Annotated in this window: 18 protein-coding genes and 1 riboswitch; of the genes, 12 read left to right on the top strand and 6 right to left on the bottom strand. The window is 72.8% G+C overall.

The annotated features are described in order from the left end of the window. The first annotated feature begins 4 nt into the window (after positions 1–4). Entirely contained in the window at positions 5–1,279 is a 1,275-nt protein-coding gene (locus ACFY0I_RS18705; protein ID WP_388896665.1) for a GTP-binding protein, read from the top strand. On the opposite strand, the gene ACFY0I_RS18700 is transcribed toward ACFY0I_RS18705, so the two are convergent. Together ACFY0I_RS18700 and ACFY0I_RS18695 are read right to left on the bottom strand one after the other, a co-directional pair. After that, positions 1,225–3,342 (bottom strand): restriction endonuclease, encoded by a 2,118-nt coding sequence (locus ACFY0I_RS18700; protein ID WP_388896662.1) that lies wholly within the window; start codon positions 3,340–3,342, stop codon positions 1,225–1,227. The genes ACFY0I_RS18705 and ACFY0I_RS18700 overlap by 55 nt on opposite strands. Before the next feature lie 106 nt (positions 3,343–3,448). Further along, entirely contained in the window at positions 3,449–5,905 is a 2,457-nt protein-coding gene (locus tag ACFY0I_RS18695; RefSeq protein ID WP_388896659.1) for a DNA topoisomerase (ATP-hydrolyzing) subunit A, read from the bottom strand. A 253-nt stretch (positions 5,906–6,158) separates the two neighbouring features. Here ACFY0I_RS18695 and ACFY0I_RS18690 point away from each other — a divergent pair, with 253 nt between their 5' ends. The 4 genes from ACFY0I_RS18690 (at position 6,159) to ACFY0I_RS18675 (ending at position 11,025) form a co-directional block, all read left to right on the top strand. Continuing rightward, positions 6,159–7,511, top strand: a complete 1,353-nt coding sequence (locus ACFY0I_RS18690) for a M16 family metallopeptidase (protein ID WP_388896656.1) — start codon at positions 6,159–6,161, stop codon at positions 7,509–7,511. A 20-nt stretch (positions 7,512–7,531) separates the two neighbouring features. Continuing rightward, positions 7,532–8,899, top strand: a complete 1,368-nt coding sequence (locus ACFY0I_RS18685; RefSeq protein ID WP_388896891.1) for a M16 family metallopeptidase — start codon at positions 7,532–7,534, stop codon at positions 8,897–8,899. Positions 8,900–9,137: 238 nt separating this feature from the next. After that, positions 9,138–9,294: riboswitch (cyclic di-AMP (ydaO/yuaA leader) on the top strand. Between the two features lie 12 nt (positions 9,295–9,306). Continuing rightward, entirely contained in the window at positions 9,307–10,116 is an 810-nt protein-coding gene (locus ACFY0I_RS18680; RefSeq protein WP_388896653.1) for a M23 family metallopeptidase, read from the top strand. A gap of 243 nt (positions 10,117–10,359) precedes the next feature. Continuing rightward, on the top strand, positions 10,360–11,025 hold the full coding sequence (locus ACFY0I_RS18675) for a GntR family transcriptional regulator (RefSeq protein WP_388896651.1): 666 nt from the start codon (positions 10,360–10,362) through the stop codon (positions 11,023–11,025). 229 nt (positions 11,026–11,254) lie between these two features. On the opposite strand, the gene ACFY0I_RS18670 is transcribed toward ACFY0I_RS18675, so the two are convergent. Then, complete coding sequence (locus ACFY0I_RS18670; RefSeq protein ID WP_361773359.1) at positions 11,255–11,536, bottom strand: HPr family phosphocarrier protein; 282 nt, start codon at positions 11,534–11,536, stop codon at positions 11,255–11,257. A 197-nt stretch (positions 11,537–11,733) separates the two neighbouring features. Between ACFY0I_RS18670 and ACFY0I_RS18665 the strand changes: the two genes are divergently transcribed. Genes ACFY0I_RS18665 through ACFY0I_RS18650 form a run of 4 tightly spaced genes read left to right on the top strand, consistent with a single transcriptional unit; the run spans position 11,734 to position 17,108 of the window. Continuing rightward, positions 11,734–14,553, top strand: coding sequence for a GNAT family N-acetyltransferase (locus ACFY0I_RS18665; protein WP_388896649.1), 2,820 nt, complete (start codon positions 11,734–11,736; stop codon positions 14,551–14,553). A gap of 47 nt (positions 14,554–14,600) precedes the next feature. Next, a complete protein-coding gene (locus ACFY0I_RS18660; RefSeq protein WP_362877990.1) occupies positions 14,601–15,197 on the top strand; it encodes a DUF5998 family protein in 597 nt (198 codons plus the stop codon). Beyond that, the gene (locus ACFY0I_RS18655) at positions 15,197–16,402 is read left to right on the top strand and encodes an alkaline phosphatase family protein (protein WP_388896646.1); all 1,206 of its coding nucleotides are present in this window, start codon (positions 15,197–15,199) and stop codon (positions 16,400–16,402) included. Before ACFY0I_RS18660 ends, ACFY0I_RS18655 begins: the two co-directional genes overlap by 1 nt. A 55-nt stretch (positions 16,403–16,457) precedes the next feature. Beyond that, on the top strand, positions 16,458–17,108 hold the full coding sequence (locus tag ACFY0I_RS18650) for a thymidine kinase (RefSeq protein ID WP_388896644.1): 651 nt from the start codon (positions 16,458–16,460) through the stop codon (positions 17,106–17,108). Positions 17,109–17,148: 40 nt separating this feature from the next. Here ACFY0I_RS18650 and ACFY0I_RS18645 read toward each other — a convergent pair whose 3' ends face one another. After that, complete coding sequence (locus tag ACFY0I_RS18645) at positions 17,149–17,472, bottom strand: SHOCT domain-containing protein (protein WP_388896641.1); 324 nt, start codon at positions 17,470–17,472, stop codon at positions 17,149–17,151. Between the two features lie 4 nt (positions 17,473–17,476). Next, positions 17,477–17,920, bottom strand: a complete 444-nt coding sequence (locus ACFY0I_RS18640; protein WP_388896638.1) for a DUF6325 family protein — start codon at positions 17,918–17,920, stop codon at positions 17,477–17,479. Positions 17,921–18,080: 160 nt separating this feature from the next. Between ACFY0I_RS18640 and ACFY0I_RS18635 the strand changes: the two genes are divergently transcribed. Continuing rightward, a complete protein-coding gene (locus ACFY0I_RS18635; RefSeq protein ID WP_388896636.1) occupies positions 18,081–18,869 on the top strand; it encodes a hypothetical protein in 789 nt (262 codons plus the stop codon). Between the two features lie 82 nt (positions 18,870–18,951). Then, positions 18,952–20,658, top strand: a complete 1,707-nt coding sequence (locus ACFY0I_RS18630) for an aspartate:alanine exchanger family transporter (RefSeq protein ID WP_388896633.1) — start codon at positions 18,952–18,954, stop codon at positions 20,656–20,658. A gap of 86 nt (positions 20,659–20,744) precedes the next feature. On the opposite strand, the gene ACFY0I_RS18625 is transcribed toward ACFY0I_RS18630, so the two are convergent. Then, positions 20,745–21,569: a VOC family protein gene (locus ACFY0I_RS18625; protein ID WP_388896630.1), complete on the bottom strand. Its 825-nt coding sequence runs from the start codon at positions 21,567–21,569 to the stop codon at positions 20,745–20,747. A 174-nt stretch (positions 21,570–21,743) separates the two neighbouring features. Here ACFY0I_RS18625 and ACFY0I_RS18620 point away from each other — a divergent pair, with 174 nt between their 5' ends. Continuing rightward, positions 21,744–22,580: a sulfurtransferase gene (locus ACFY0I_RS18620; protein WP_388896627.1), complete on the top strand. Its 837-nt coding sequence runs from the start codon at positions 21,744–21,746 to the stop codon at positions 22,578–22,580. Positions 22,581–22,631 lie beyond the last annotated feature (51 nt).

Genomic DNA, 22,631 nt, shown 5'->3' with positions numbered 1-22,631 from the left:
CCGGGTGAACAGCAGGCAGCCCGAGCGGACCGTCCCCGTCGTCGTCCTCGCCGGATTCCTCGGATCCGGCAAGACCACCGTGCTCAACCACCTCCTCGGCAATCGGGGAGGGACCCGGATCGGGGTCGTCGTCAACGACTTCGGATCGATCGAGGTCGACGCCATGTCCGTGGCCGGCCAGGTCGGCGACTCGATGGTCTCCCTCGGCGGCGGCTGCCTGTGCTGCGCGGTCGACGGCAGCGAACTCGACGCCTACCTGGACAAGCTCACCGCGCCCGCGCACCGGATCGACGTGATCGTCATCGAGGCCAGCGGACTCGCCGAGCCGCAGGAGATGGTCCGAATGCTGATGGCCAACGAGAATCCGGCCGTCCGCTACGGCGGCATGGTGCACGTCGTGGACGCGGCGGAGTTCGACGCGACCCGCGAGAAGCATCCGGAGACCGACCGCCACCTCGCCGTCGCCGACCTGATCGTCCTCAACAAGACCGACCGGGTGGACGCCGCCGAACGGACCCGGATCGAAACGGAACTCGACGCGCTCCGGGCCCCGGGCACCGCCGTGATCGCCACCGACCACGGTCGGATCGACCCGGAACTGCTCTTCGACCGCCGCCCCTGGACGGAGACCCGCGGCCAGCTCTCCTTCGAGGACCTGCTGGCCGAGGCGGACGACGACGGTCACGACCACTCGGCCCACGCGCACGCCGCCTACGAGAGCGTCGAGTTCACCTCCGACCAGCCCCTCTCGCCCCGCCGCCTCATGGACTTCCTCGACCTCCGCCCCGCCGGGCTCTACCGGATCAAGGGCTTCGTCCGGTTCGGCGTCCCCGGCCACGAGGAGCGCTACGAGGTCCAGGCGGTGGGCCGCTTCCTGAGGTTCGAGCCCGGCCCCTGGCCGAAGGGCGAGCCCCGCCGGACGCAACTGGTCCTGATCGGCTCCGGCACCGACGGGCCGGCCCTGCTGCGCCGGCTGGAGGCCTGCCTCGAGGAGGCCCCGCAGGACGCCCGCCCGGAGAGCATGTGGGGCGTGCTGCGCTACGTCCCCCGGAACGAACCGGTGGATCAGGGGGAGGCCGTGGATCCGGGGGAGGCGGCGGAACCGGGGGAGGCCGTGGATCCGGGGGAGGCGGCGGAACCGGGGGAGGCCGTGGATCCGGGGGATCCGGTGGACCCGGCGGCGTCCGACGCGGGTGCGGACCGGGCCCTGCCGCCGGAAACGGCTCAGGCCACGTCGACGCCGTACTCGCGCAACAGGTCCTCCAGGCCGCCCCGGTAGCCCTTCCCGCCGATGACGAACTTCCAGTCGCCGTTCGCCCGCCGCCGGAAGGAGCCCAGCACCAGGGCGGTTTCCCCGGCCCGCCCGTCGGAGACCTCCAGCCGGTCGATCTCCTCGCCGGCCGCACCGAGCAGCCGGATCCGGGCGTCGGTGAACCCGGCGAGGTCGGCGTCCGGATCGACCTCCGGGTCGATCGCGGCGACCAGGACGAGACGGTCCGCACGCTGCGGGAGGTCGTCGAAGCCGACCTCCACGGCGGCCTTGTCGGGGTCCGGATGCGGGCGCGAGCGGACCGCGCCGTCCGGGGTCCGCGGATTGTTGAAGAACACGAAGTGGTCCTCGCTCAGCACCCGGCCGCCCTCGCAGACCAGCGCGCACACGTCCAGCGCGACCGACCCGGACCAGGACATGCCCAGCACGTTGCGGTCCGGCGCGAGGGCCTCGGGCTCGGTCGACCGCTGGGCGGGCACGCTCCGGGAAGCCGCCGCGGTCGGGGCGGTGGAGGAACCGTCGCCCAGCCGGCCGCGCAGCCCGTACCGGTGCAACAGGTCCACCAGCTCCACCCCGGGAACCAACTCCAGCGGCTTTCCGTTGGCGAAGGTGTACGACCCCGGTCCGAAGGACGAGGTGGTGACCAGCACCCCCTTGTTCGCCCCCGCGTCCTGCACCGTGCCGTACAGGTCCCGCACGGCCGTCGGCGGGACGGTGTTGCGGTACCGCTTGACCTGGACGACGATCCGCCCGCCCCGGATCGGCGCCGGGTCCAGCGCCTCGACGTCCACGCCGCCGTCGCCCGACCGCTGCGTGGTCACCGCCTCCATGCCCATCGCCCGGAACAGTTCCGCGACCAGGTTCTCGAAGGCGATCGGGTCCATCGAGAACAGGTCGGGCTCCTCCTCGACGCCGTCCCCGTGGCCGCCGTGGCGGACGACCCCGCTGCCGACCTCGCCCGGCCCACGACCCGCCCGCACCGCCGTCAGCTGGTCCGGCCGCGCCGACAACTGCCCCCGCAACCCGTCCACCAGGCAGTCCACCGCGCTCACCTGCTCCAGGCGCAGCCCGGAGAAGGCCGTGCGCGAGGCCAGCACGGTGGCCAGTACGATCTGCGCCTCGCGTCCCGTCACCGGATCGTGGTCGTCCACGAACCCGTTCACCACCACCGAGTCCAACGCGCCGAACTCGTCCGCCGCGTACAGCTCGCGCAGCACCAGCAGCACGCACTGGGCCAGCAGGTCCCGGTACACCGCCCGGCGCTGCGTGGCCGGCCGGGCCGTCTCCTTGTCCTGGTCGGTACTCGGCACGTACCGCACCGACTTCGCCTCGGGCACCACCGCGAAGCCCGGCAGCTCCCAGTCCAGCACCAACTGCCGGGCCGCCGGGTCGTAGGCCGCCGAGACCTGGCGGGGCAGGTCCTCGGGCCAGGCGGTGGAGGCGTACAGGGCCGCCGAGAAGTACTCGACGGCGGCCTCGGCGTCACCGGCGCGCAGCGCACCGGCCAGTTCGGTGAGGCCGCCGTTGTGACGCCGTACGTCGGCGAGTTGCCCGGCCGCCCATTGTTCGTACTGCTCCCGGTACGCCGCCAGCTGCCGCAGGCGCTGCTGGTCCGCGGCGTGCGCGGCCTGCCAGGCCTGGGTGTAGCGGTCGTGGGCCTCGCGCTCCGCCTGGGCGCGACGGCCCGCGCCGAGCCCCCAACCGCCGCTCTGCTGCTGGAACTGCTGGAGCTGCGGCATGGGCAACGGCTGGGCCAGCGTGCCCGGATTGAACGGCTCCACCTGTTCGGAACGGACCAGGGCGGCCATCCGGAAGGCGGGCGCCCGGCAACCCGTGGCCAACATCCCCTGCAGGGCCGCCACCTCGGCGTCGAGCTCTTCCGTCCGGCGACGGGCATCGGCCTCGCGGTGCTGCTTGTAGGCGGCCTGCTGCTCCCGCCGGCCCCGGGCCACGTCCCGTTCGTACGCCCGCTGCCGGCGCTCCGCCTCGCGCTGTTGGATCAGCTGCGCCCGCTGCTGCTGCCGTTGGGCCTCGGCCCACACCCCGATCAACCCGCTGGACCGACGACTCATCAGCTGTGTTCTCCCCCCACCCGCGTGTACGGGAAAACACTAGTCGGGGCGCGGGGTGCGGGGTGAGCCCAACGGCCCACCCCGCGAAACCCGCGCCCCGCCGGTGCTACAACACGCCCCCGGCGAGGGCTTCGACGACCGCCGGCAGTGCCGCCCCCGAGCCGTCACGACGCGGGTCCACGGCCGGCAGCGCGGCCGGGGTGCCGTTGGCCGATGAAGCCCGGACCGGGGCCCCGCCGGCCCAGGCCAGCACCAGGACGTCCTCGCCCTTCAGGAAGCGCTGGCAGCGCACCCCGCCCGTGGCCCGACCCTTGCGCGGGTACTGGTCGAAGGGCGTGAGCTTGCCGGAGCGCACCGAGTCGTCCAGCGTTCCCTGCGATCCCGCCACCGTGAAGACCACGGCGTCCCGGGCCGGGTCCACGGCCGAGAAGTGGATCACCTTGGCGTTGTCGGCGAGCTTGATGCCCGCCATGCCGCCCGCTGGGCGGCCCTGGGGGCGCACCTGGGCCGCCGGGTAGCGCAGCAACTGGGCGTCGTCGGTGATGAAGACCAGGTCCTCCTCGCCCGTGCGCAGCTCGACCGCGCCGACGATCCGGTCGCCCTCCTTGAGGGTGATGACCTCCAGCTCGTCCTTGTTCGCCGGGTAGTCCGGCACGACCCGCTTGACGACGCCCTGTTCGGTGCCCAGGGCCAGCCCCTGGGAGGACTCGTCGAGCGAGGTCAGGCAGATCACCGTCTCGTCGGCCTCCAGCCCGGAGAGGAACTCCGAGACGGGGGCGCCACCGGCCAGGTTCGGCGCGGCGTGCGTGTCCGGCAGCTGCGGCAGGTCGATCACCGGCAGGCGCAGCAACCGACCGTACGAGGTCACCGCGCCCACGTCGGCCCGTGCGGTCGCCGCCACCTGGGAGACGATCAGGTCGTGCTTGGCGCGGGCGCCGCCCTCCTCCTCGGGGAGCGGGTCGCCGTTCGCCGTACGGGCGAGCAGGCCGGTGGAGGACAGCAGCACGCGGCACGGGTCGTCCGCGACCTCCAGCGGAACGGTCGCGATGGCCGTGCCCGCCGACTCCAGCAGCACCGTCCGCCGCTCGGTGCCGAACTTCTTCGACACCGCGGCCAGTTCGGAGGAGACCAGCTTGCGCAGTTCGCCGTCCGAATCCAGGATGCCCGTCAGCTCGTCGATCTCGCCGGTGAGGCGGTCGCGCTCGGACTCCAACTCGATCCGGTCGAAGCGGGTCAGACGGCGCAGCGGGGTGTCGAGGATGTACTGCGTCTGGATCTCGCTGAGCGAGAAGTGCTCGATCAGCCGCTCCTTGGCCTGTGCGGAGTTGTCGCTCTCGCGGATCAGCCGGATGACCTCGTCGATGTCGATCAGGGCCACCAGCAGGCCCTCGACCAGGTGCAGTCGGTCGCGCCGCTTGGTGCGACGGAACTCGCTGCGCCGGCGGACGACCTCGAAGCGGTGGTCCAGGTAGACCTCCAGCAGCTCCTTGAGGCCCAGCGTCAGGGGCTGCCCGTCGACCAGGGCGACGTTGTTGATGCCGAAGGACTCCTCCATCGGCGTCAGCTTGTAGAGCTGCTCCAGGACGGCCTCCGGGTGGAAACCGTTCTTGATCTCGATGACCAGGCGCAGGCCGTGCGAGCGGTCGGTGAGGTCCTTGACGTCGGCGATGCCCTGGAGCTTCTTCGAACCGACCAGGTCCTTGATCTTCGCGATGACCTTCTCGGGGCCCACCGTGAAGGGCAGTTCGGTGACGACGAGACCCTTGCGGCGCGGGGTGACGTCCTCCACCGAGACCGTCGCGCGGATCTTGAAGGTGCCGCGACCGTTCTCGTAGGCGTCCTTGATGCCGGAGAGCCCGACGATCCGGCCGCCCGTGGGCAGGTCGGGACCCGGCACGAAGCGCATCAGCGCCTCCAGGTCCGCCTCCGGGTGGCGGATCAGGTGGCGGGCGGCCGCGATGACCTCGCCCAGGTTGTGCGGGGCCATGTTGGTGGCCATGCCGACGGCGATCCCGGAGGCGCCGTTGACGAGCAGGTTCGGGTACGCCGCGGGCAGGACGACCGGTTCGCGCTCCTGGCCGTCGTAGTTGGCGTTGAAGTCGACGGTGTCCTCGTCGATCGACTCCGTCATGAGTGACGTGGCGTCGGCCATCCGGCACTCGGTGTAACGCATCGCGGCCGGCGGGTCGTCGTTGCCGAGCGAACCGAAGTTGCCGTGGCCGTCGACCAGGGGCAGGCGCATCGAGAAGGGCTGCGCCATGCGCACGAGCGCGTCGTAGATCGACGCGTCGCCGTGCGGGTGCAGCTTGCCCATGACCTCGCCCACGACACGGGCGCACTTGACGTAGCCGCGGTCGGGGCGCAGGCCCATCTCGTTCATCTGGTAGACGATGCGCCGGTGCACCGGCTTCATGCCGTCCCGGGCGTCCGGCAGGGCACGGGAGTAGATCACCGAGTACGCGTACTCGAGGAAGGAGCCCTGCATTTCGTCGACGACGTCGATGTCGAGGATCTTCTCCTCGAAATCCTCCGGCGGCGGGGTCTTCGTGCTGCGGCGGGCCATCGCTGCGCGGCTCCTTAACCAAGAATCGGGTGTGCGGGGTGTACGGGACGTACGGGTTCCGGCCGGGCGGTCCGGCAGGGGCGACGCGGACCATTGTGGCCCGGGCCGCCGACAATGCCGACTCCGACCCCGGGGGTCCCCCGGACGGAGTCCGCGGGCGGCATCCGGGAACTTCTCCGGTGGCCGACGCGCTTGCATACAGTGGCAGGTCTGACAGAAATCTCTGCATCGCGATCGAAGGGACCACATGCCCATGGGTCACACGGCCACAGCTCAGGCCGGCTCCGGCGGCCTGACAGCGACCGAGCACCGGCTGGCCAACGGCCTGCGCGTGGTGCTGTCCGAGGACCACCTCACCCCGGTCGCCGCCGTCTGCCTCTGGTACGACGTCGGCTCGCGCCACGAAGTCAAGGGGCGGACCGGTTTGGCTCACCTTTTCGAGCACCTGATGTTCCAGGGTTCGGCGAGCGTACCGGGCAACGGACACTTCGAGCTCGTCCAGGGCGCCGGTGGCTCCCTGAACGGGACCACCAGCTTCGAGCGCACCAACTACTTCGAGACCATGCCGGCCCACCAGCTGGAACTCGCCCTGTGGCTGGAGGCGGACCGGATGGGTTCGCTGCTGGCCTCCCTGGACGACGAGTCCATGGAGAACCAGCGCGACGTCGTCAAGAACGAGCGTCGCCAGCGCTACGACAACGTCCCCTACGGGACGGCGTTCGAGAAGCTGACCGCCCTCGCGTACCCCGAGGGCCACCCGTACCACCACACCCCGATCGGCTCGATGGCCGACCTGGACGCCGCGTCCCTGGAGGACGCGCGCACCTTCTTCCGTACCTATTACGCGCCCAACAACGCCGTCCTGTCGGTCGTCGGCGACATCGACCCCGAGCGCACCCTCGCCTGGGTCGAGAAGTACTTCGGCAGCATCCCGTCGCACGACGGCAAGCAGCCCCCGCGCGACGGCACGCTGCCCGAGGTCATGGGCGCGCAGTTGCGCGAGGAGATCGTCGAGGAGGTCCCGGCGCGCGCGCTGATGGCCGCCTACCGCCTCCCGCACGACGGCACCCGCGAGTGCGACGCCGCCGACGTGGCGCTGACCGTCCTGGGCGGCGGCGAGTCCTCCCGCCTGCACAACCGGCTGGTACGCCGCGACCAGAGCGCCGTCGCGGCCGGCTTCGGCATGCTGCGGCTCGCCGGCGCGCCCTCGCTGGGCTGGTTGGACGTCAAGACCTCCAGCGGCGTCGAGGTGCCCGCCATCGAGGCCGCCGTCGACGAGGAGCTCGCGCGGTTCGCCGCCGAGGGTCCCACGGCCGAGGAGATGGAGCGCGCCCAGGCGCAACTGGAGCGCGAGTGGCTGGACCGGCTGAGCACGGTGGCCGGCCGGGCCGACGAACTGTGCCGCTTCGCGGTGCTGTTCGGCGACCCGCAGCTGGCCCTGACCGCCGTGCGGCGCGTCCTGGACGTCACCGCCGAGGAGGTGCAGGCCGTGGCCGCGGCCCGACTGCGCCCCGACAACCGGGCGGTCCTGGTCTACGAGCCGCTGGCCGGGTCCGACGCCGACGACGCCGACGAGACCGACGAGAACGAAGGGGCGGAGCAGTGAGCGACACCGCAGCCGTCACGATGACCTTCCACCCGCAGCCGCAGCCCGGCGAGGCCAAGCCGTGGGCCTTCCCGGCCCCCGAACGGGGCGCGCTGCCCAACGGCCTGACCTTGCTGCGCTGCCACCGTCCGGGCCAGCAGGTGGTCGCGGTCGAGGTCAACCTCGTGGCCCCGCTGGACGCGGAGCCCGAGGGCCTCGACGGGGTGGCCACGATCATGGCCCGCGCCCTGTCGGAGGGCACCGACAAGCACTCCGCCGAGGAGTTCGCCGCCGAGCTGGAGCGCTGCGGCGCCACGCTCGACGCGCACGCCGACCACCCCGGCCTGCGGGTTTCCCTGGAGGTTCCGGCCTCCCGCCTGCACAAGGCGATGGGCCTGCTCGCCGAGGCGCTGCGCGCGCCCGCCTTCGCCGACAGCGAGGTCGACCGGCTGGTGCGCAACCGGCTCGACGAGATCCCGCACGAGCTGGCCAACCCGCAGCGCCGCGCGGCCAAGCAGCTCTCCAAGGAGCTCTTCCCGGCCTCCCTGCGCATGTCCCGGCCGCGCCAGGGCACCGAGGAGACGGTGGCCCGCATCGACTCCGCGGCCGTCCGTGCCTTCTACGAGGCGCACGTGCGCCCCGCCACCGCCACCGCGGTGGTCGTCGGCGACCTGACCGGCATCGACCTGGACGCCGTCCTGGCCGACACCCTGGGCAGTTGGACCGGTGACACCGCCGAGCCCCGCCCGGTGCCCCCGGTGACCGCCGACGACACGGGCCGTGTGGTCATCGTCGACCGGCCCGGAGCCGTCCAGACGCAGTTGCTGATCGGTCGGATCGGCGCGGACCGCCACGACCTCGTGTGGGCCCCGCAGGTGCTCGGCACGTACTGCCTCGGTGGCACGCTCACCTCCCGCCTGGACAAGGTGCTGCGCGAGGAGAAGGGGTACACGTACGGCGTGCGCGCCTTCGGTCAGGTGCTGCGTTCCACCGCCGACGGCAAGGGCGCCTCGATGCTCGCCATCAGCGGCTCGGTGGACACCCCGAACACCGGCCCGGCGCTGGAGGACCTCTGGAAGGTGCTGCGCACCCTCGCGGAGGGCGGTCTGACCGACGCCGAGCGGGACGTGGCGGTGCAGAACCTGGTGGGCGTGGCCCCGTTGAAGTTCGAGACGGCGTCCTCCGTCGCGGGCACGCTGGCCGACCAGGTCGAGCAGGAGCTGCCGGACGACTACCAGGCGCGGTTGTACGCCCGGCTGGCCGAAACCGGTACGGCGGAGGCGACTTCGGCGGTCGTGCGCGCCTTCCCGGTGGACCGTCTGGTGACGGTGCTGGTGGGCGACGCGGCGCAGATCGAGGAGCCCGTACGGGCACTGGGCATCGGCGCCGTAACCGTCGTCACCAACTGACCCGTGGTCGACCGGTAATCGAGCGGCGGACGACCGCCGCTCCACCGGTAACCGACCGATTCTGAAGGGGCTCTGATGGATTATCCGTCAGGGCCCCTTTTGTCCGATTAGTGGTTTGGTTGCTCGTATGCGGTGTGGCGTACGCAACAAAAGCGCTCGTGTGTTTGGCGATCCACTGATGATCCGCCTAGCGTCGGCCCTGCTGTTCGTCAGTTGTGCCCGCCGCATCCGCGGCACCGAACAGTGATCGCCGAGTCCCCGTCAGGCGCGAGCCTGGGGAGCCGGGGACCCACAGTCCCTGGGGTGAATCGGACCGCCTCGCAAGAGGAGGTCCGTAGGAGACCTTCCTGCTCCGAACCCGTCAGCTAACCCGGTAGGCGAGAGGGAAGGAAAGGATCACCCCCTTCATGGCGTTTGGCAGTCGTCCCACCGGCTCCGGCAAGCACCGCGGCTCCAGCCGTCTGAGCCGCAAGACCGCCGGCTACGCCGGTATAGCCGCCCTCGCCACCACGGGCGTGGTCGGCACCCTCGCGGCTCCCGCCTTCGCGGCGGACAACTCGGGCCCCTCCATGGAGGACACCGGCCAGAACCCGGTGGTCGTCGCGAACGACCTCCAGGGCGACATCGTGGCCCAGGCCGATTCCCAGCAGCGCGCCGCCGAGGCCGTCTCCGCCCAGGCCCAGGCCGAGGCCGACGCCAAGCAGCGCGCCGCCGAGGCCAAACGCGTCGCCGAGGTCGCCGAGGCCAAGGCGAAGGCCGACCGGGAGACCGCCGAGCGCGTCGCCCGCGAGGAGGAGCGCAAGCGCCTCAACACCTACGTCTCGCCGGTCGCGGGCTCCTACGTCAGCACCTCCTACGGTGCGGGCGGTGCCATGTGGTCCTCCGGTAGCCACACGGGCATCGACTTCCACGCCTCCCTCGGCACCACGATCCGCGCCGTCGGCGCCGGTACGGTCGTCGAGGCCGGCTGGGGCGGCGCCTACGGCAACAACGTGATCATCAAGCACAACGACGGCACGTACACGCAGTACGGCCACATGGACTCGCTGACCGTGTCCGCCGGCCAGCAGGTCGCCCCGGGCCAGCAGATCGGCCGCGCCGGCACCACCGGCAACTCCAGCGGCGTGCACCTGCACTTCGAGGCCCGCACCAGCGCCCAGTACGGCTCGGACATCAACCCGCTGGCGTACCTGCGCTCGCACGGTGTGAACCTCTGACCCGAGCGGCACCGCACCACCACTTCCACGGACGACCCCGGCTCACCGAGCCGGGGTCGTCCGCGTTCCCGGAGCCCATCGCGCCGGCCGACCCGGTCCTTCCAGGGTCCGCCTCTTCCCGTTGCGTGAAATGTTTCGGATTTCCGGCCGTCCTCGGAAATATTCGCGTGTTGCAATAGAGTCGCGACACGGTCACGATTCCGGCGACGGCGCCGGCAGCCGAATTCACGCGGAGGTCCGGCCTTGCGTATTCCCGCGCACGCGGTGTGCACAGCGATCCGCGACGATATCGTCTCCGGCTTCTTCGGGCCGGGCGGCCGCCTCACCGAGGAGGTCCTGGCCCGCCGCTACGGGGTCTCCCGCGTCCCGGTGCGCGAGGCGCTGCGCACCCTGGAGTCCGAAGGGTTCGTCACCACGCGCCGCCACGCGGGCGCCTGCGTGGCGGAGCCCACCGAACAGGAGGCGGCCGACCTCCTGGAGCTACGGATGCTGCTGGAGCCCCTCGCGGCCTCCAGGGCGGCCCGCAGGCGGACGGATGCCCACCTGCGGGTGCTGCGCGGGCTGGTCCGGCTGGGGCAGGAGCGGGCCCGTAGGGGTCAGGGGGGCGATCTGCGGGACCTGGGGGGCTGGTTCCACGAAACCCTCGCCCAGGCCTCCGGTAGCCCGGGCCTGATCGCCCTGCTGACCCAGACCCGGCGCAAGATCGCCTGGATGTACACGGTGGAGGCGCCCGCGCGCCCCGTGGAGTCCTGGGCCGAACACGGCGCCATCGTCGACGCGGTGGCCCGCGGGGACGTCGAACGGGCCCGGGCGCTGACCGCGCAGCACGCGGCGCGCGCCGCCGAGGCGCACCGGCCGCGGGTGAGGACTCCGCAACCTGCCGTAAACATGTCGAGCGTCCGGCATTAACACGGGCCGTATACAAAGGTGGGTGGATATTCTCACGGCGCCGGGCGGTTCGTGGTACCGCACATTTCTCCTGCTCTCTTTCCGGCCTTCTTCTTCCTTCGGGTTTCCGGTTTTGCGTCCGGCGTCGAATTCCCGCCCGCGCGGCCGAAAAGCAGAAGAGCCGCAGTCCCCGGGGTCACCGGGGGCTGCGGCTCTTCTGCTCGTTCGGGGTGGTACCGGACCCGAAGGGTCAGACGGTCTCCGGGAGCTCATCGAGGCCCTCGGCGACCAGCTTCGCGAGGCGGTCCAGGGCGGCGTCCGCACCCTCGGCCTCCGAAGCGAGAACGATCTCCTCGCCGCCCTGGGCGCCCAGGCCCAGGACCGCCAGCATGGAAGCGGCGTTGACGGGGTCGCCGCCCGCCTTCGCGATGGTCACCGGGACGCCGGAAGCGGTCGTCGCCCGGACGAAGATCGAGGCGGGACGAGCGTGCAGGCCCTCGGCCCAGCCGACGTTGACGCGGCGCTCTGCCATGGTGATGCCCTTCAGGTTCTTACGGTTGTCTAGACCAGTCTCTCACGGCACCCCGAATGCTCGGACCGACCTTCGGCCCCGATCCACCGCCGTTCGACCTTCCCCAGCTTGCACCGCTTCGCCCCGGACTGCCGCGTTCGGCGCGCGCTCGCGTCCAGGCCGGTCCGCCCGGCCCGTCCGCCCCTTAGGGTGACCCCATGACGACCGCGTCGGACCCCTCGTACCCGGCCCACTGGGAAGCGGACGTCGTGCTGCGCGACGGCGGCACCGCCCGCATCCGTCCCATCACCACCGAGGACGCGGGACGGCTCACCAGCTTCTACGAACAGGTCTCCGACGAGTCGAAGTACTACCGCTTCTTCGCGCCGTACCCGCGCCTGTCCGACCGCGACGTGCACCGCTTCACGCACCACGACTACGTGGACCGCGTCGGCCTCGCGGCGACCATCGGCGGCGAGTTCATCGGAACCGTCCGCTTCGACCGGATCGGCCCCGACGGCCGGCCGGCCCCCGTCCCGGCCGACGAGGCCGAGGTCGCCTTCCTCGTCCAGGACGCCCACCAGGGCCGCGGCGTGGCCTCCGCGCTCCTGGAACACATCGGGGCCGTGGCCCGGGAGCGGGGCATCCGTCGGTTCGCCGCCGAGGTGCTGCCCGCCAACAACAAGATGATCAAAGTGTTCACGGACGTCGGCTACCAACAGAGGCGCAGCTTCGAGGACGGCTCCGTCCACCTCACCCTCGACCTCGAACCCACCGCCGAATCCCTCGCCGTGCAGCGCGCCCGCGAACAGCGCGCCGAGGCCCGCTCCGTCCAGCGGCTGCTGGCCCCCGGCTCCGTCGCCGTCATCGGCGTCAGCCGCTCCGGCTCGGGCGTCGGCGCGGCGGCCCTGCGCAACCTGCGCGACGGCGGCTTCCACGGGCACCTCTACGCCGTCAACGAAGCCCGCGCCCCCGGCATCGAGGGGGACCTGCTGGACGGCGTACGGGCCTACCGCACCGTCGCGGACATCGGCGCCCCCGTCGACCTCGCCGTGATCGCCGTCCCCGCCGAACGCGTCCCGGACGCCGTCGCCCGCTGCGGCGAACACGGGGTGCAGGGCCTGGTCGTGCTCTCCGCCGGCTACGGGGAGAGCGGCCCCCTCGGCCTGGCCCGCCAGCGCGAACTGGTGCGGCAGGTGCGCTCGTACGGGATGCGGCTGATCGGCCCCAACGCCTTCGGGGTGATCAACACCGCCCCCGACGTCGAGCTGAACGCCTCCCTGGCCCCCGGTCCCACCGCCGCCCGCGGCCGCATCGGCCTGTTCACCCAGTCCGGAGCCATCGGCATCGCGCTGCTGGCCGGACTGCTCCGGCGCGGCGGAGGGCTGTCGTCCTTCATCTCCGCCGGGAACCGGGCCGACGTCTCCGGCAACGACATCCTCCAGTACTGGTACGACGACGAAGCCACCGACGTGGCCCTGCTCTACCTGGAAACCCTCGGCAACCCGCGCAAGTTCACCCGCCTCGCGCGCCGCACCTCCGCCGTCAAGCCCGTCGTCGTCGCCCGCGGCGGCCGCCACACCCCGGCCGGCCACGTCGTCCCCGGTACGCGGCTCACCGACAGCACCGTCTCCGAGCTGCTGCGGCAGGCCGGCGTCATCCGGGTCGACACCGTCACCGAACTGGTCGACGTCGGCCTGCTGCTCGCCGGGCAACCGGTACCGGCCGGCCCCCGGGTGGCCATCCTCGGCAACTCCGAGTCGCTCGGTGTCCTCACCTACGACGCCTGCCTGACGGAGGGGCTGCGCCCGCGCCCCCCGCTCGACCTGACCACCGCCGCCGGCCCCGCCGACTTCCGCGCGGCCCTGTCCGCGGCCCTGGCCTCGCCCGACCACGACGCCGTCATCGTCACGGCCATCCCCTGGGTGGGCGAGCAGGCCCTGGCCGACGACCTCGCCGCCGCCCTGCGCGAAGCCGCGGCCGAGACGCCGGGCAAGCCCGTCGCGGTGGTCCACGTGGAACTCGGAGCCCTGGTGGAGGCCCTGTCCGCCGCGCGGGCCACCTCCCCGTCCGCCGCCGCCCCGCGCGGTCCCGCGTGGACCGCGCCGGCCGCCTCCGGCCCGGACGCCGGCGCGGGCCCGGCCCCCGACGCACCGTCCCCCCGCACCGGCCCGATCCCGACCTACCCCGCCGCCGAGCGGGCCGTGAAGGCCCTCGCCGAGGCCGTCCGGTACGGCCAGTGGCGTCGGGCCAACGCCGAGGGCGGGCACGTCCCCGAGTACGAGGACATCGACGAAGCCGGCGCCGCCGGCCTGCTCGCCCGCCTCCTCGCGGACGTCGCCCCCGCCTCCGTGGCCACCCTGGACGAGGCCGACGGCCGCGAGCTCCTCGGCCGCTACGGCATCCGCGTCCTGCCCGTCCTGCCCGCCCCCACCCCCGACGCCGCCGCCCGCGCGGCCCGCGTCCTCGGCTACCCCGTCGCCCTCAAGACCACCGCCCCGCACCTGCGCCACCGGGCCGACCTGGGCGGCGTACGCCTGGACCTCACCACCGAGGCCGAGCTGCGGCGCTCGTACGAGGAACTCACCGACTCCCTCGGCAAGCCCGCCGAGCTGCTCCCCGTGGTGCAGTCCATGGTGCCGCGCGGCGTGGACACCGTCGTCCGCTCGGTCATCGACCCCGCCGGGGGAGCCGTCCTCACCTTCGGACTGGCCGGTGTCGCCTCCGAGCTGCTCGGAGACACCGCCCACCGGCTGGTTCCGGCCACCGACCGGGACGCGGCCGCGCTGATCCGCTCCATCCGCACCGCCCCGCTGCTCTTCGGCTGGCGCGGCAGCGACCCCGTCGACACCCGCGCCCTGGAGGAACTCCTGCTCCGGCTGTCCCGCCTCGTCGACGACCACCCCGAGGTCGTCGGGGTCTCCCTGGAGCCGGTGGTCGTCGCCACCGAGGGCCTCTCCGTGCTGAGCGCCACCGTCCGCGTGGCCCACCCGCCCGCCCGCAACGACCTCGGCCCGCGAACCCTGCCCAGCTACTGAGCGCCGGGCAGGTAGGGGGACCCCGGAGGGGCCTTAGGATGGACCTCATGGCGAAATCCGGTACGACGACCCAGGGGCTGCGCGCGGCGATCGAGCGCAGCGGCTACTACCCGGCCCTCGTGGCCGAGGCGGTGGAGGCCGCCGTGGGCGGCGAGCCGATCTCGTCGTACCTGGTCCACCAGGAGACCACCTTCGACTCCAACGAGGTCCGCCGGCACGTGACCGTGCTGGTCCTCACCGGCAACCGCTTCATCGTCAGCCACACCGACGAGCAGGCCGCCGACGCCGGGTCCCCCTCCCCGTACGCGACCACCTCCACCGAATCGGTCAAGCTCAGCAGCATCTCCTCCGTGGTCCTCAGCCGCGTCGTCGCCAACCCGGAGTCGTACACCCCGGGCACCCTGCCCCGCGAGGTCGTGCTGACCATCGGCTGGGGCGCCGTCTCGCGCATCGACCTGGAGCCCGCCGCCTGCGGCGACTCGAACTGCGACGCCGACCACGGCTACACCGGCAACTCCACCGCCGACGACCTGAGCCTGCGGGTCAGCGAGGCCGGCGACGGCCCCGAGACCGTCCGCCAGACCCTGGTCTTCGCCCAGGCGCTGTCCGAGGCGACGGCCGCGACCTCCGGTCCCGCCCGCTGATGTCGTACTCCGCGCCGCCGAACTGGCAGGACGAACCGGAACTGCTCGACCTCGCCGGCGCCCCGGTCCCGCACTACGGGACGGGCTCCCTCGCCGACCTCCTGCCGACCCTCGCGGCCGGCCAGGGGGTGCCCGGCCTCGCCGCCGGGATCGCCGAGCTCACCCCGGCCGACCGGAACTGCGTCTTCCTCGTCGACGGCATGGGCTGGGAGCAGATCAAGGCCCACCCGGACGAGGCCCCGTACCTCACCTCCCTCCTCGCCGGCTCGCGCGGCGGCACGGGTCGCCCGATCACCTCGGGCTTCCCGGCGACCACCGCCACCTCCCTGGCCTCCGTCGGCACCGGCCTGCCGCCGGCCCGCCACGGCCTGCCGGGCTACGCGGTGCGCAACCCTGCCTCCGGCGAGCTGATGAACCAGCTCCGCTGGCAGCCGTGGACCGCGCCCAAGCCCTGGCAGCCCTACCCGACCGTGTTCCAGCTCGCGGACGCCGCGGGGGTGCACACCGCCCAGGTGTCCTCGCCCACGTTCCGCGCCACCCCGCTCACCAAGATCGCGCTCAGCGGGGGCACCTTCCACGGCCGGATGACCGGCGAGGAACGCATGGACCTCGCCGCGATCCAACTCGCGGCCGCCGAGCGCTCGCTCGTGTACACGTACTACAGCGAACTCGACGGGGCCGGCCACCGGCACGGCGTGGACTCCGACGCCTGGCGCGGTCAGCTCATGTTCGTCGACCGCCTCGTGCAGCGTCTCGCGGAGCAACTGCCGCCGCGCACCGCGCTGTACGTGACCGCCGACCACGGCATGGTCGACGTCCCCTTCGACGAGGACTCCCGGATCGACTTCGACGACGACTGGGAACTGGGCGCCGGCGTCGCCCTGCTCGGCGGCGAGGGCCGGGCCCGGCACGTGTACGCCGTACCCGGCGCCGAGGCCGACGTCCTCACCGTCTGGCGCGAGGTGCTCGGCGACCGCTTCTGGGTCGCGAGCCGCGAAGAGGCCCTGGAACTGGGCTGGTTCGGCGCTCCGGGGGAGTGCGACGAACGCGTCCTCGGCCGGATCGGCGACGTGATCGCCGCCGCCCAGGCGGACGTCGCGATCACCGCGTCCCGCAACGAGCCCAACGAGTCGGCGCTGGTCGGCATGCACGGCTCCATGACCGCCGCCGAGCAGCTGGTCCCCCTGCTCGAAGTCCGCACCTGACCGGCCCCACCACCCCACCCCCCGTCGCCCACGACCCGAAAGGTCCCGTCCTGCCATGCCCGAGCTGGTGTTCTTCTCCGGAACGATGGACTGCGGAAAGAGCACCCTGGCGCTCCAGATCGCGCACAACCGTGACGCGCGGGGCCTGCAGGGCGTGATCTTCACCCGCGACGACCGCGCCGGCGAGGGCAAGCTGTCGTCCCGCCTGGGCCTGGTGACGGAGGCGGTCGAGGCGCCGGAGGGCATGGACCTGTACGCGTACCTGGTCGCCCAGCTCTCCAAGGGCGGCAAGGCCGACTACGTGATCGTGGACGAGGCGCAGTTCCTGGCCCCCGACCAGATCGACCAGTTGGCCCGGATCGTGGACGATCTCGGCCTGGACGTGTTCGCCTTCGGCATCACCACGGACTTCCGCACCAAGCTCTTCCCGGGCTCCCAGCGCCTGATCGAGCTGGCGGACCGCCTCGAACAGCTCCAGGTCGAGGCCCTGTGCTGGTGCGGCGCCCGCGCCACCCACAACGCCCGGACGATAGGCGGCGAGATGGTCGTCGAGGGCGCCCAGGTCGTCGTCGGCGACGTGAACCGCCCGGCGGGGGAGATCGGCTACGAGGTCCTCTGCCGTCGCCACCACCGCCGCCGCATGACCTCGGCCTCGGCCCACGCGAGCGCCCTCTCCCCGGACGTCCTCCCGGTCAACGGCGGCTGACGGTCCGAAGCCGGCGCCCGTCCGCGACCGGTGACCGGTCTCAGCCGCTGAGGATCCGGGCCTTCTCCGCCGCGAACTCCGCCTCGGTCAGCACGCCCTGTGCCTTCAGCTCGGCCAGTTGAGTGAGCCGGCCGACGCGGTCCACCGCGGCCGGCGCCGGGGGTGTGGCCGCCGGTGCCTGGGCGGCCGCCTGATCCACCAACTGCTGCTGCCGGGCGTCGGCCGCCGTCTGCTGATCGGCGTCGCGGTCCGCGGCCGCGCGCTGCATCCGGCCCGACACCGCGGTGGCCGTGCCCGCGACGACCGCGGTCCGGGCCATCGTGCCGAGCAGGCCCGGCCGTCCCATCCGTCGACGCATCACCATGTCGTCAGTCCTCCTCGTCCAGGGCGGTGATCGCCCGTACGACCTCGGCCCGGGGGATCCGCTCCAGGAAGACCACCTGGCCGTCGGACTCCCGCAGCGCCGTGGCGAGCCGGGACGCCCAGGTGTTCTCCCAGACGAGGACGAGCGCCGACGAGTTGTCCGGCATCCGCTCGGCCACCCGGGTGAGGTCCTCGTCGCTGAGCAGGTCGAAGCCGTCGCCGGTCATCCGCCGGAAGGCCTCCTCCACCGCGGCGTCGTCCAGCTCCACCACGGACACGGAGCCGTCCGGTCCCTTGTTGACGAACGTCAGGTCGAGGATCCGGACCACCCCGCTCTCCTGCAGCTCCCGCAGGGCCGGGGCGACATCGCCGTTGAACCGGTTGCCGTCGAAGGCGACCACGGCGACGTCCACCGGGCCGACCGCGTCGACCGTGAGGCCAGTGGGCATGGGCATACCACCTTCGCATCAGTGCTCAAAGCAGTAGGAATCATCATATGAAGGATGCGGAAGACCGGCAGGGTGGAAGCCCGGCCACCGCGTCCCCGGCCGTCCCGCCCCGCCCGGGCACCTATGATGCGGTGTTCATGATCGTCAGGGGGGCGATGCCGTGCGCACCCACGCGCGCAGGACCAGAAGACCGCGGAACGACGACGCCCGTTCGGGGTGCGTCGGGTTCCTCATGCTGCCGTTCGTCTTCGCCGCCCGGGTGCAACGCCCCGCGCGGCGCGGGCGGCTGATCGATCCGCAGATCGAGACCGCCAAGGTGGCCCGTACCGCCATCGGGCTCGTGGCCACCGGATGGCTGCTCTACTCGTACCCGCTGAGCCGGTCCGCGGGCTCGGTGCTGCAGGGCAAGCTCATCGAGTTCTTCCTCAGCGCGGGCGTCCTGCTGGTCCTCGTACCCGTCGCGCTGGCCGCCTTCGTCCTGGGCGCCCGACGGCCCGGCCCCTCCTTCTACCGGGCGCGGCTTCGCGGTCCGCTCACCGCCCTCGGCGCGCTCTTCGGGACCGTCGTGCTCGTCCTGCTCGCCGGGCCCGCGGGCACCCTGATGATGACGGACCACATGGGCGCCGCCGGGTTCCTCCTCAACATCGTCTTCGGCGCCGCTTACCTGTTCGTGCTGCCCTTCGGGCTGGCCTCGGTGTTGTACGGGGTCCACCACACCTTCCGCACCGCCGACGTCCACGAGGTGCTCCCGCCGCTGATATCGCCGGCCCTGGTGTGGGCCATGTGCGCGGTCCAGGTCTTCGACGCACCGCCCGTCCACGCCCCGCTCGCCGTCCGGCTCCTCTTCCTGATCGGACCGCCGCTGTCGGTGACCGCGCTGTCGGTGTGGGAACTGCGCCGCCTGCGCGTCCGGTACGGGCTCACCCTGCGCTCCGCGCTCGGCCGATAGGGGGAACGGCTCCGGCGCGCGTTGCCGCGGTCCGCGCCCCCGGGCAGGGATCGGGCACCGGCCCGATGGAGGGGGAGCGCGCATGGACTGGCTGCGGGAGCACGTCTTCGAGCCGTACCCCGAGCTCCTCATCTTCCTCACCGTCGCCGTCGGGTTCCAGATCGGGCGGATCCGCTACAAGACCTTCGCCGTCGGCGCCGTCACCGGCTGCCTCGTCGCCGGACTGATCATCGGCTCGCAGGTCCACGTGGAGATCACCGGACCGATCAAGTCCGTCTTCTTCCTGATGTTCCTCTTCGCTCTCGGCTACGACGTCGGCCCGAAGTTCTTCCGGTCGCTGCGCAGGGACGCCATCCCCCAGCTGCTGCTCACCCTGGTCGTCTGCATCGGCGGCCTCGCCACCTGTTGGCTGCTCGCCTCGCTGCTCGGCTACGGACCGGGCCTGGCGGCGGGCCTCCTGGGCGGGGCCCTCACCCAGTCCTCGGTGATCGGCGTCGCCGCCGACACGATCGTCAACCTCCCCGGCCTGAGCCCCGCCCAGGCCCAGGACCAGGCGCACCTCGTCGCCATCGCCTACGCCGTCACCTACCCCCTCGGCACCGTCCTGCCCGCCGTCCTGCTGCCCACGCTGCTGCCCCGCCTGCTGCGCCGCGACCTCGCCGCCGACAGCGCCGTCCTCGCCGCCGACCTCGACAGCGCCGTGCCCGACCCCGACCCCGACGCGGGCCAGGGCTACTACCAGCACGTCCTGCGCGCCTACGAGGTGGACGTCGAGGGCTTCGCCGGACGCGGCATCGGGGAGTTCGAGGCGGAGCAGCGCGAGCTGGACCGGCGCGTCTACATCACCCGCGTCCGCCGCGCCGGGCAGATCATCGAGCACGACACGGACACCCGGCTGCGCCTCGGGGACACCGTCGCCATCAGCGCCGTCCGCGGGGACCTCGTCGCCTTCGACGCGCGCACCCACATCGGCATGGAGACCGACGACACGGAACTGCTCGGCTACCGGACCGAGACCCTGCACATCGTGCTGACCGGCCACCGCACCGACGGCGTGACCATCGGGACCCTGCGCCACGAGGACTTCATGACCGGCGTGTTCATCGTCAGTCAGTTGAGGTCCGGCGCCGAGCTCCCGATGGGCCGCGCCAACTCCCTCCAGCGCGGGGACACCCTGGTCCTCACCGGCCCCCGCCGGCTGGTGGACGCGGCCGCGCTGGAGCTGGGCAAGGCCGTGCCGACCAGCTTCGCCACCGACATGGTGTGGATCGCGAGCGGTCTCTTCGTCGGCGGGTGCATCGGCATCCCCGCCCTGCACGCCGCGGGCGCCCCGCTGTCCCTGTCCACCTCGACCGGGGCCCTGCTGATGGGCCTGGTCTTCGGCCACGTCCGCAGCAAGCACCCGACCTACGGCAACCTGCCCTCCGCCGCCCAATGGCTGCTGGGCACCCTCGGGCTCTGCATGTTCGTCACCATCGTCGGCCTGAACGCCGGGCCCAGCTTCGCCGGCGGCCTCGCCCAGGCGGGCTGGCCGTTGCTCCTCGGCGGGGCCGTGGCCACCACGCTGCCCCTGGTGCTCGGGTTCCTGTTCGGGCACTTCGTACTGCGCGTCCCGCTGCCCACCCTGCTGGGCGCGCTGGCGGGCGCCCAGACCACCACGGCCGCGATCGGCGCCCTCAACGAGCGTGCCCGCAGCCAGATCCCGGGCCTGGGCTGCACCGTCCCGTACGCCCTCGGCAACGTCCTGCTCACCGTCTGGGGGGCGGCGATCGTGCTCCTGGTCCGGTGACGGCGGGCGGTGCGTCCCAGCGGTGCACCGCCCGCCGGCGCCGGACCGGCCCGGTCACGTCGGCACCGGCCCGGCCCCGGCTCACCTCACGCCGGACCGCCCTCGCCGTAGGACCGGATCAGGGAGAACACCGCCCCCTCCGGGTCCGCGACCGTGGCCAGCCGGCCCCGGATCCGGTCCCGGGCGGGGGTGACGATCCGTCCGCCCAGCTCCAGCACCCGATCGGCGGCCCCGTCCGGGTCGGTCACCTCGAAGTACGTCATCCAGTGCGGCCCCCGGTCGCGGGGCAGCGCCCGACCGACCCCGTGCACGGCGGCGACCGGTCGGCCCGCCAGTGACAGCGTCAGGTAGTCCAGGCCGCCGGGGCCCTCGGCGTACCGCTCGGCGTCGGGGCCCTTGTACTCCTCGGCCTCGTGTCCGAAGACGTACGAGTAGAACGTCCCGACCGCCACGCTCTCCTGGGTGAGCAACTCGTTCCACACGGGGGTGCCGGGCAGCCCGAACGGCCGCGCTCCCGGCCGGTCCCCGGCCTGCCAGATCCCGAAGATCGCGCCCAGCGGGTCGGAGCAGATCGCCATCCGCTCCACCGGACCGGCGTCCAGGGGCCCCACCGCGACCGTCCCGCCGCAGGACCGGATCGCCTCGGCGCTCGCATCGGCGTCGTCGGTGGCGAAGTACGTGGTCCAGGCGACCGGAAGGTTGCTGTCCGGCGGCAGCTGGCCGATGCCCGCCACCTCGTCGCCGTCGAGGAACGCCCGGACGTACGGGCCGAGGTGCTGCGGCCCCGGCTCGTACTCCCAGCCGAAGAGGTCGGCGTAGAAGGCCTCGGTGCTTCCGAGCCCGTGCGCCATGAGGCTCACCCAACAGGGCGTGCCGGGCGGGCGCCGCGAAGCCCGCGCTGCCTCGGTCATGTCAGCAGTCTCCTCCGTCTCGTCCCCGTACCCGCCCGATGCTTGCACCCCGGGACACGCGGCGCGCCCCGACCGGCCGGGTCGTCCGGACCTGGAAGAGAGATGACCGAATCCCTGCGGGCCGCTGGTGTCGGGCTCGTTACGCGGGCCACGGGGTGGGGGCAGGATGGGCCCATGACTGCGATTGTTTCGGCCTCCGAACTGACGGACGAGCTGGCCGGCCCCCGGCCCCCGGTGCTCCTGGACGTCCGCTGGCAGCTGGGCGGCCCCGACCAGCGCCCCGCCTACGAAGCGGGCCACCTGCCCGGCGCCGTGTACGTCGACCTCGACCGCGAACTGGCAGGTCCGCCCGGGTCGGGCGGACGCCACCCGCTGCCCGACCCGGAGGCCTTCGCGGCGGTCATGCGTCGCGCCGGCGTGGGCTCCGGGACGGCGGTGGTCGTGTACGACGGGGGCCAGGGCTGGGCCGCCGCCCGCGCCTGGTGGCTGTTGCGCTGGACGGGTCACCCGGCCGTGCGCGTCCTGGACGGGGGCCTGGCCTCCTGGACGACGGCGGGCGGAACCGTGACCCCCGACGCGCCGAACCCCACGGAAGGCGATTTCAAGCCAAACCCGGGAGCCCTGGGCCTGCTGGACGCGGACGGCGCGGCCGCGCTGGCCCGCGCCGGACTCCTGCTGGACGCCCGGGCGGGGGAGCGCTACCGCGGCGAGGTCGAGCCGATCGACCGGATCGGCGGCCACATCCCGGGCGCGGTCTCGGCCCCGACCACGGAGAACGTGACCCAGGACGGCCGGTTCCTGTCGACCGGAGCGCTGCGCGCGCGGTTCGAGGCACTGGGCGCCGACGGGGACACCCCGGTGGGCGTGTACTGCGGCTCGGGAGTCTCCGGGGCCCACGAGGTACTGGCGCTGGAGGTGGCCGGAATCCCGGCGGCCCTGTACGCGGGCAGCTGGTCACAGTGGTCCTCGGACCCGGAGCGCCCCGTGGCGACGGGACCGGACCCGCAGTAGGGCGGGCGCCGGCCGGTGGGAGGCAGGCCGAGCCGGGGCGCCGCCGACGGG

The organism is Streptomyces sp. NPDC001568 (assembly GCF_042893755.1).
GTDB lineage: Bacteria > Actinomycetota > Actinomycetes > Streptomycetales > Streptomycetaceae > Streptomyces.
This window is presented reverse-complemented; position numbering and strand designations above follow the sequence as displayed.

What these genes read in the sequence shown, in the direction of transcription:
- ACFY0I_RS18695 (WP_388896659.1), bottom strand. Translation starts at nt 5,905, where the DNA reads ATGGCCCGCCGCAGCACGAAGACCCCGCCGCCGGAGGATTTCGAGGAG.
- ACFY0I_RS18680 (WP_388896653.1), top strand. Translation starts at nt 9,307, where the DNA reads ATGGCGTTTGGCAGTCGTCCCACCGGCTCCGGCAAGCACCGCGGCTCC.
- ACFY0I_RS18630 (WP_388896633.1), top strand. Translation starts at nt 18,952, where the DNA reads ATGGACTGGCTGCGGGAGCACGTCTTCGAGCCGTACCCCGAGCTCCTC.
- ACFY0I_RS18640 (WP_388896638.1), bottom strand. Translation starts at nt 17,920, where the DNA reads ATGCCCACTGGCCTCACGGTCGACGCGGTCGGCCCGGTGGACGTCGCC.
- ACFY0I_RS18700 (WP_388896662.1), bottom strand. Translation starts at nt 3,342, where the DNA reads ATGAGTCGTCGGTCCAGCGGGTTGATCGGGGTGTGGGCCGAGGCCCAA.
- ACFY0I_RS18655 (WP_388896646.1), top strand. Translation starts at nt 15,197, where the DNA reads ATGTCGTACTCCGCGCCGCCGAACTGGCAGGACGAACCGGAACTGCTC.
- ACFY0I_RS18665 (WP_388896649.1), top strand. Translation starts at nt 11,734, where the DNA reads ATGACGACCGCGTCGGACCCCTCGTACCCGGCCCACTGGGAAGCGGAC.
- ACFY0I_RS18620 (WP_388896627.1), top strand. Translation starts at nt 21,744, where the DNA reads ATGACTGCGATTGTTTCGGCCTCCGAACTGACGGACGAGCTGGCCGGC.
- ACFY0I_RS18690 (WP_388896656.1), top strand. Translation starts at nt 6,159, where the DNA reads ATGGGTCACACGGCCACAGCTCAGGCCGGCTCCGGCGGCCTGACAGCG.
- ACFY0I_RS18660 (WP_362877990.1), top strand. Translation starts at nt 14,601, where the DNA reads ATGGCGAAATCCGGTACGACGACCCAGGGGCTGCGCGCGGCGATCGAG.
- ACFY0I_RS18625 (WP_388896630.1), bottom strand. Translation starts at nt 21,569, where the DNA reads ATGACCGAGGCAGCGCGGGCTTCGCGGCGCCCGCCCGGCACGCCCTGT.
- ACFY0I_RS18650 (WP_388896644.1), top strand. Translation starts at nt 16,458, where the DNA reads ATGCCCGAGCTGGTGTTCTTCTCCGGAACGATGGACTGCGGAAAGAGC.
- ACFY0I_RS18645 (WP_388896641.1), bottom strand. Translation starts at nt 17,472, where the DNA reads ATGGTGATGCGTCGACGGATGGGACGGCCGGGCCTGCTCGGCACGATG.
- ACFY0I_RS18670 (WP_361773359.1), bottom strand. Translation starts at nt 11,536, where the DNA reads ATGGCAGAGCGCCGCGTCAACGTCGGCTGGGCCGAGGGCCTGCACGCT.
- ACFY0I_RS18685 (WP_388896891.1), top strand. Translation starts at nt 7,532, where the DNA reads ATGACCTTCCACCCGCAGCCGCAGCCCGGCGAGGCCAAGCCGTGGGCC.